The organism is Luteimonas salinisoli (assembly GCF_013425525.1).
Classification (GTDB): Bacteria; Pseudomonadota; Gammaproteobacteria; order Xanthomonadales; family Xanthomonadaceae; genus Luteimonas; species Luteimonas salinisoli.
Genome location: NZ_JACCKA010000040.1, coordinates 35,524 through 43,374 on the forward strand (window position 1 = coordinate 35,524; position 7,851 = coordinate 43,374).

Below are 7,851 nucleotides of genomic sequence, written 5' to 3' on the forward strand. Positions count from 1 at the left end.
GACAGGGATAAACGTCGAGATAAAGCGGTTGTCATCGAATTGGAATGGCCTCCGCGTCCGCCCGCTGGCAAGCATCGATGCCTGCAGACCGCGACCGGACAGGGCGCGGTCATCGTCCGGGGCGGGGCTGGCGTCATCCCATACGTGGCCTCCCATCCCGGGTCCGGATTCACCTGGAGGAGGGAGCACACGATGAAACGTACGACCCTGGCGCTCGCCATTGCCGCCCTGATGACAGCCGCGCCCGCCGTGGCGACGGACCCGCAGCGGACCGCGACCGCAACCCCCGACGGCCAATGTGAATCGGGCGCCGGCCCGGACGTCGCCGGGGAATGCCCGACGGACCTCGTCGTCGCCGACAGCGCCGATACCGATGCGGCCGATACCGATGCGGTGGACCTGTCGCAGCTGGAACAGGCGACCGAGCACAACCGCTATTTCGCCGCCAGCGGCGGCCCGGACAACGACCAGGCGGCGGCGGTCGAAGGCGATTTCGCCACCGCGGCCGGCTCCGGCGCCTACGCCGGAGCGCTCGGCGCCTCGGCCTTCGGCAGCGGTGCGTTCGCGTTCGGCGAACACGCGACCGCCAGCGGCTACAACAGCGTGGCGGCCGATAAATGGAGCACCAGCTACGGCGCCTTCAGCGAGGCGATCGGGGAAAGCGCCGTGGCGATCGGCGGTCAGCTGAAGATGATGATCGGCACGCCGGGAGAGTGGGACTGGGTGGAAGTCGACGTCTCCACGGTAGCCTCCGGCTATGGGAGTACCGCCATCGGCGCTGCCGCCCAGGCGACCGAAGCTTCCGCCACCGCCCTCGGCTCGACGGCCGATGCTAGTGCCATTGGCGCGCTCGCGCTGGGCGCGGCCAGCACGGCCTGGGGAGACGACAGCGTCGCCGTCGGCGGCATGGCACGCGCCTACGACTGGGGTTCAATCGCGGTCGGCAGCCGAGCCGAATCGCATGGCCCACGTAGCGCGGCATTCGGGCTGGGAGCGTACGCATCCGGCGACGGCAGCCTGGCACTCGGCGGCCATAGTGCAGTTGGCGGGTTCCAGAGCGTGGCCATGGGCTGGGCCAGCATCGTCTATCCAAACAGTGATGGCGGCATGGCATTGGGCCGCAACGCGGCGGTGGCGGACGGTATCGCCGATGCGGTGGCCCTGGGCGCGAATTCGTATGTCGACCGCGCCAACGCGGTGTCGGTGGGGTCGCCTGCCCGGATACACAGGGAAGGCTCGCCGCTGCAAGCGCAGATCGAAGCGATCGACCGCCAGATCGTCCACGTGGCGGCGGGCACCGAGGACACCGACGCGGTCAACCTCGGGCAGCTGAACGCCGCGACCGAGGACAACCGCTACCTGGCCGCCAGCGGCGGCCCGGACAACGAGCAGGAAGCGGCGGTCGAAGGCGACTATGCCACCGCGGTGGGATCGGCCGCCTATGCGGTCGGGCTCGGCACCTCCGCGTTCGGCAGCGGCGCGTTCGCGATGGGCGAATACGCCACCGCCGGTGGCTTCAACAGCCTGGCGTCGGCCAAGTGGTCCACCAGCTACGGGGTCGGCAGCCAGGCCACCGGCGACAGCGCCGTCGCGGTGGGTGGACAGATGGTGGTGATCAACGGCGAGACCTGGGAAGAGGAACTCTGGTCGACCGAGGCATCAGGGCAGGAGAGCACCGCCATCGGCACCGCCGCCCGCGCGACCGGCTATGGCAGCACCGCGCTGGGTGTGGTGTCGGAGGCCAGCGGCGACAGCGCGACCGCCCTCGGGCAGGCCAGTACCGCGCGCGGCGACCAGAGCATCGCCATCGGCGGCCAGGCGCGCGCCTACGACGTGTTCAGCACCGCCGTCGGCAGCTGGTCGCAGGCACGCGGCCCGCGCAGCACCGCACTGGGCGTGGGAGCGTTCGCCGAAGGCGATAGCAGCCTGGCGCTGGGCGGCCAGGCCGCCGTCGGCGGATACCAGAGCGTGGCGCTGGGCTGGAACAGCATCGTCTTTCCCGACACCGATACCAGCATGGCGCTCGGGCCGCATTCGCAGGTCGCCATCGGCGCCGACAATGCCGTCGCGCTGGGCAGCTACTCGTATGCGGACCGGCCCAATTCGGTTTCGGTCGGCACGCCGGCGCGCATCCATGACGGCGTGATCCCGGTCGACGTCGAGGCCATCGATCGCCAGATCACCCACGTCGCCGCCGGCACCGAAGCCACCGACGCGGTGAACCTGTCGCAGCTCGAGCAGGCGACCGAGAGCAACCGCTACTTCGAAGCCACCGGCGACGCCGACAACGACCAGCCGGCCATGGCGGCGGGCGAGTTCGCCACCGCCGCCGGCTCCGGCGCCTATGCCGGCGAACTCGGTGCGTCGGCCTACGGCAGCGGTGCGTTCGCCCTGGGCCGGCACGCCACCGCTTCGGGTTTCGACAGCGTGGCGTCCGGCGATTACAGCGCGGCCTACGGCGCCGGCAGCGAGGCCGCTGGCACCAGCAGCACCGCGCTGGGCGGCAAGCTGAGCGTGTTCGACATGGAAACCGGCGAGGACGTGATCTGGTCGACCGTGGCCTCCGGACAGGACAGCACCGCCGTCGGTTCGGCAGCGCAGGCCACCGGAGCCGGCACCGTGGCCCTGGGCGTGATCGCCCGGGCCTCGGGCCAGTCGGCGATCGCGATCGGCGCGGCGAGCTACGCCGCGGGCGACTGGAGCATGTCCCTGGGCGCCAACTCCCGGGCCGACGGTGGCAACTCGGTCGCGCTGGGCAACCGGGCCAAGGCCTACGGCGAGCGTAGCGTCGCGGTCGGCAGCAGCGCGGTGGCGTACGACGAATCGAACACCGCCGTCGGACAGTATTCCGGCGCCGCGGGCGCCCAGTCGAGCGCCTTCGGCCGGCAGGCCAAGGCACGCGTGGCGCATGCGACGGCGCTGGGCGCGGAGACCGACGTGCTGGCGACGAATGCCGTGGCTCTGGGGGCCTACTCGGTGGCCGACCGCGCGGGCACGGTGTCCGTGGGCGCGGCGTACGGCTACACCGACAGCCTCGGCAACTGGGTGGAGGCGTTCGATCGCCAGATCGCCAACGTCGCCGCCGGCACCGAGGCCACCGACGCGGTCAACCTCGCTCAACTGAAGGAGGCGACCGCGCACAGCCGCTACTTCGAGGCTACCGGCGACACCGACAACGACCAGGAGGCGACCGCGCACGGCGATTTCGCCACCGCGGCCGGCTCTGGTGCCTATGCCGGAGAAATCGGCGCCTCGGCCTTCGGCAGCGGCGCGTTCGCGTTTGGCGCATATGCGACCGCCAGCGGTTACAACAGCGTGGCGTCCGAGCAGTGGAGCACGAGCTACGGGGCCTATAGCGAGGCCACCGGAGAGAGCTCGGTGGCCATCGGCGGCCAGATGTCGGTGTGGTTCGGTACCCCGGGCGAGTACGATTGGGAGTTGGTCGACGTACCGACCGTCGCGTCAGGCATGGCAAGTACGGCCGTGGGTGCCGGTACCCAGGCGACCGCGCATTACGCGGTGGCGGTGGGTGCCCACACGCATGCAGTCGGCATTGAATCCACGGCGCTCGGATCCGGAGCCTATGCGTCCGGGGAACTCGCGGTCGCCGTCGGTGCCGGGGCGACGGCCTTCGACTTCGCCACGGTTGCCGTGGGACATCGGGCCTCGGCCGCAGGCCCGCGGAGCGCAGCCTTCGGGCTTGGCGCAATGGCGCTGAGTGAGAACAGCCTGGCGCTGGGCGGATGGAGCGTCGTAGGTGGTTTCGAGAGCGCAGCCCTGGGCTGGAACAGCGTGGTATTGCCGGGTGCCGATGGCGGCGTCGCGCTGGGTCGCAACTCCCAGGTGGCCTTCGGTTCCACCAACTCGGTGGCGCTGGGCGCGAATTCGTATGTCGATCGCGACAACGCCGTATCGGTCGGTTCCCCGGGTCGAACCCACTTTGGCGGCATGCCGGTACCCGTAGAGATCGAGGCGATCGAGCGCCAGATCATCCACGTCGCCGCCGGCACCGAGGACACCGACGCGGTCAACCTCGCTCAGCTGAAGGAGGCGACGGCGCACAGCCGTTACTTCGAAGCCACGGGCGATGCCGACAACGACCAGCCGGCCACGGCGGCGGGCGAGTTCGCCACCGCCGCCGGCTCCGGCGCCTATGCCGGCGAGCTGGGCGCCTCGGCCTTCGGCAGCGGCGCGTTCGCGTTCGAGAAGCACACCACCGCCACCGGCTTCAACAGCACGGCCTCGGCCGACTACGCGACCGCGTACGGCGCCGGCAGCGAGGCCACGGGACAAAGCTCGATGGCGATCGGCGGCTACCACTATGCCGACGACGGCGAGACCGGCCTGCCGCGCGCTTTCGCCACCATCGCTTCCGGGCGCGAAAGCACGGCGGTCGGCGCGGGCGCGCGCGCGCTGGACTACATGGCCGTCGCCGTCGGAGCCGGCGCGTATGCAGGCTCGGCCATGTCGGTCTCGGTGGGCGGGAGCGCAATCGGCGAGCAGACCGTGGTGGTTGGCAACAACTCCGTCGCGCACGGATTCGGGTCGTCGGCATTCGGCACCGGAGCCGGTGTGGGCGCCGATCGCGGGCTCGCGCTCGGCTCGGCGAGCACGGTGCTTGGGGACAGCGGCACCGCCGTGGGAACGGCCGCGTACGCCAGCGGAGACCATAGCGTCGCGCTCGGCTTCGGCAGCCATGTCGAGGCGGCCGACAGCATGGCCTTGGGCGCGTTCAGCATGAACTTCGCCGACAACAGCGTGGCGTTGGGGACGGGGTCGATTGCCGACCGCGCCAACACGATCTCGGTGGGCATTTCGGCGGACAACCCGATGGGATTCGATCCGGTCCAGAGGCAGATCGCCAACGTGGCGGCGGGGACCGAGGGCACGGATGCCGTGAATCTCGATCAGCTGCGCGACGCGACCTCCATCAACCGCTACTTCGCCGCCCGCGGCGACGAGGACAACGATCAGGAAGCCACGGTCGATGGCGATTTCGCCACCGCGGCCGGCTCCGGCGCCTATGCCGGCGAGCTGGGCGCCTCGGCCTACGGCAGCGGCGCGTTCGCGTTCGAGAAGCACACCACCGCCACCGGCTTCAACAGCACCGCCTCGGCCGACTATGCCAGCGCCTACGGCGCAGGCAGCGAGGCCACGGCGGATTCCGCGACCGCGATCGGCGGGCACCTGTACGTGATGAACGGCGAGACCTGGGAGATGGAAGAGTTCGCCACCATCGCCTCCGGCCGCGAAAGCACCGCGGTCGGCGCCGGTGCCCGCGCGCTGGAGTATGCCTCGACCGCGGTCGGCGCCGGCGCCTACGCCGGCGGCGAGATGGCGGTTGCGATCGGCGGCAGCGCGCGCGCCGATCGCAGCACGGCGGTCGGCGTGATGTCGGTGGCGGCAGGGGAGTTCGCCACCGCGTTCGGCGAAGGCTCGACCGCCGCCGCGATCCGCACGCTCGCCGTCGGCAGCGGCAGCGGCGCGTTCGGCGAGAGCTCGACTGCGGTCGGGCAGGTGGCGCGCGCCTACGGCGAGGAAAGCGTCGCGCTCGGTTTCCGCAGCCAGGCCGACAGCCTGTCCAGCATGGCGCTGGGCGTGGACGCCTGGGCGATGGCGGGCAACAGCGTCGCGCTGGGGCGTGGCGCCATCGCCGACCGCGAGAACACGGTCTCGGTCGGCAGCGAAGGCGCCGAGCGCCAGATCGTCAACGTCGCCCCCGGCACCAAGGGCACCGATGCGGTGAACCTCGATCAGCTGAGCGCCGTCGCCGACGAGATCGGGCATATCAGCGAAAACGCGATCACCTACGACGACGACAGCCACGATCGTGTGACCTTCGACGGCGCGCAGGGCACCGTCCTGGCCAATGTCGCCGCGGGTGAGGTGTCGGAGGACAGCACCGACGCGGTCAACGGCAGCCAGCTGTTCGAGACCAACGAGCGCATCGGTGTGGTCGAGGGCCGCGTGGACGGCATGGAGGATCGCATTGGCGACATCGAAGGTGTGGCCGTGAACGCGGTGACTTACGACGACGACAGTCATGATCGCATCAGCCTGGATGGCGCAGGCGGCACCCGGCTGAGCAACGTCGCCGCAGGTGCGATCAACGCTTCCAGCCGCGACGCGGTGAACGGTGCCCAGGTGCATGCCTCGATGGATTCCGTCGCTACCGCCTTCGGCGGCGGCACGGTGGTGGACGCCAACGGCAAGCTGATCGGGTCGGTGTTCTCCGTCCAGGGCAGCTACTACGGCAACGTCGGCGACGCCCTTGGTGCGCTCGATGGTGCGCTGTCGGGTCTCGACAGCCGGGTCGGAGCGCTAGAGCAAGGTCGCAACGGCAACGGCAACGGCAACGGCACCGGGAACGGGAACGGGAACGGGAACGGGAACGGGAACGGCAATGGTGCCCCGAGCGGTCGCGGCGACGGTCTCGCGGTCGGCAACGACAGCGTCGCTGCCGACGGCAACGACACCGCGATCGGCAATGGTGCGTCCGTGGATGCCGACAACAGCACCGCGGTTGGCAGCGCGGCGTCGGTCTCGGTGGAGGCGACCAACGCGGTGGCGGTCGGCGCCGACGCGAATGTCGAGGCGGCGTCGGGCACGGCGGTCGGCCAGGGCGCCAGCGTTACCGCCGAAGGTTCGGTGGCGCTGGGGCAGGGCTCGGTCGCGGACCAGGCCAATACGGTCTCGGTCGGCAGCGCCGACAACCAGCGTCGCGTCACCAACGTCGCCGAAGGCGTCGACGACCACGATGCGGCCAACGTGGCGCAGGTCGAAGCCGGCGATGCGCGCACCCTGAACCAGGCCAAGGCCTACACCGACGAGCAGTTCGCCGCCTGGGAGGACAACTTCACCTCGCTGCGCGGTGAGGTCGACGAGCGCCTCCGCCACCAGGATCGCCGCATCGACCGCATGGGCGCCATGAGCGGCGCCTACGCCGGCATGGCGCTCAATACCGCCGGACTGGCCGGGCAGAACCGCGTCGGCGTCGGCGTCGGCGCCCAGGGCGGCGAGCAGGCGATCGCGATCGGTTACCAGCGCGCGCTCGGCAACCGCGCCAGCATCTCGTTCGGCGGCGCGGTGGCCGGTGGCGAGAGCAGCGTCTCCGCCGGCGCCGGCTTCAGCTGGTGACGACGGCAGGCCCTCGCCGAGCCGGGATCCGCAGCGTCCCGCGTGACGCTGCGGGTCGTTGCGGGACCCTGCGGGGCGCGTCGGATGTCGAGAACCACTTTCCCGGCCGTCTGCCGCTGGCCCGGGCTCGTTCCCGGGCGGCGGCAGGCGGTTCTTTTTATTCTTCGTATCGTGAGGAGAAGCTTGGATGTCGATGAAGCGTAAGACCCTGTTGTGTGCCGCGATTGCAGCGGCGATCGGAATCCCGGCGGTGCATGCCGCCGGCCAGGAAGCCAGGATCGGCCAGTCGCGTATCGCGCAGCCCGCGGCCGAGGCCCAGGCCGGCGCCCGCGTGATCGTCAAGTACCGCAGCGGTACGCTGGAGAGCACCAGCAACATGGCCAAGGCCCGCGCGGTCGAGTCGGCCGCTGCGCGCGCGGGCGCCGGCGTCAGGTCCGCCCGCGGCGGTGCCGTCTCGGCCACCCACATGCGCCGCCTCGGCGTCGGCGCCGACCTGTTGCGCCTGTCGCAGAAGCTCGAGCGCAGCGCGCTGGAGACCCTGGTGCGGGAGATCTCCGCGGATCCGGCGGTGGAGTACGCGGTGATTGACGAGCGCGACTACGCCCTCGGCCCGGTGCGCCGGGCCACGGACGCGCAGCCGCAGTTCACTCCGGACGATCCGTTCTTCGCCCAGTACCAGTGGAACTTCCGCACCGACAACCCCGGCGGGATCGA

The 7,851-nt window shown here is 70.9% G+C and carries 1 protein-coding gene and 1 pseudogene; both read left to right on the top strand.

Features of this window, described 5'->3' with window-relative positions:
- The first annotated feature begins 192 nt into the window (after positions 1-192).
- Positions 193-7,137 carry a YadA-like family protein gene (locus H0E84_RS05645; protein WP_180677662.1) on the top strand — a complete coding sequence of 2,315 codons (6,945 nt, stop codon included), beginning with the start codon at positions 193-195 and terminating at the stop codon, positions 7,135-7,137.
- Positions 7,138-7,324: 187 nt separating this feature from the next.
- A pseudogene (locus H0E84_RS05650) lies at positions 7,325-7,851 on the top strand (protease); the annotation flags it as partial.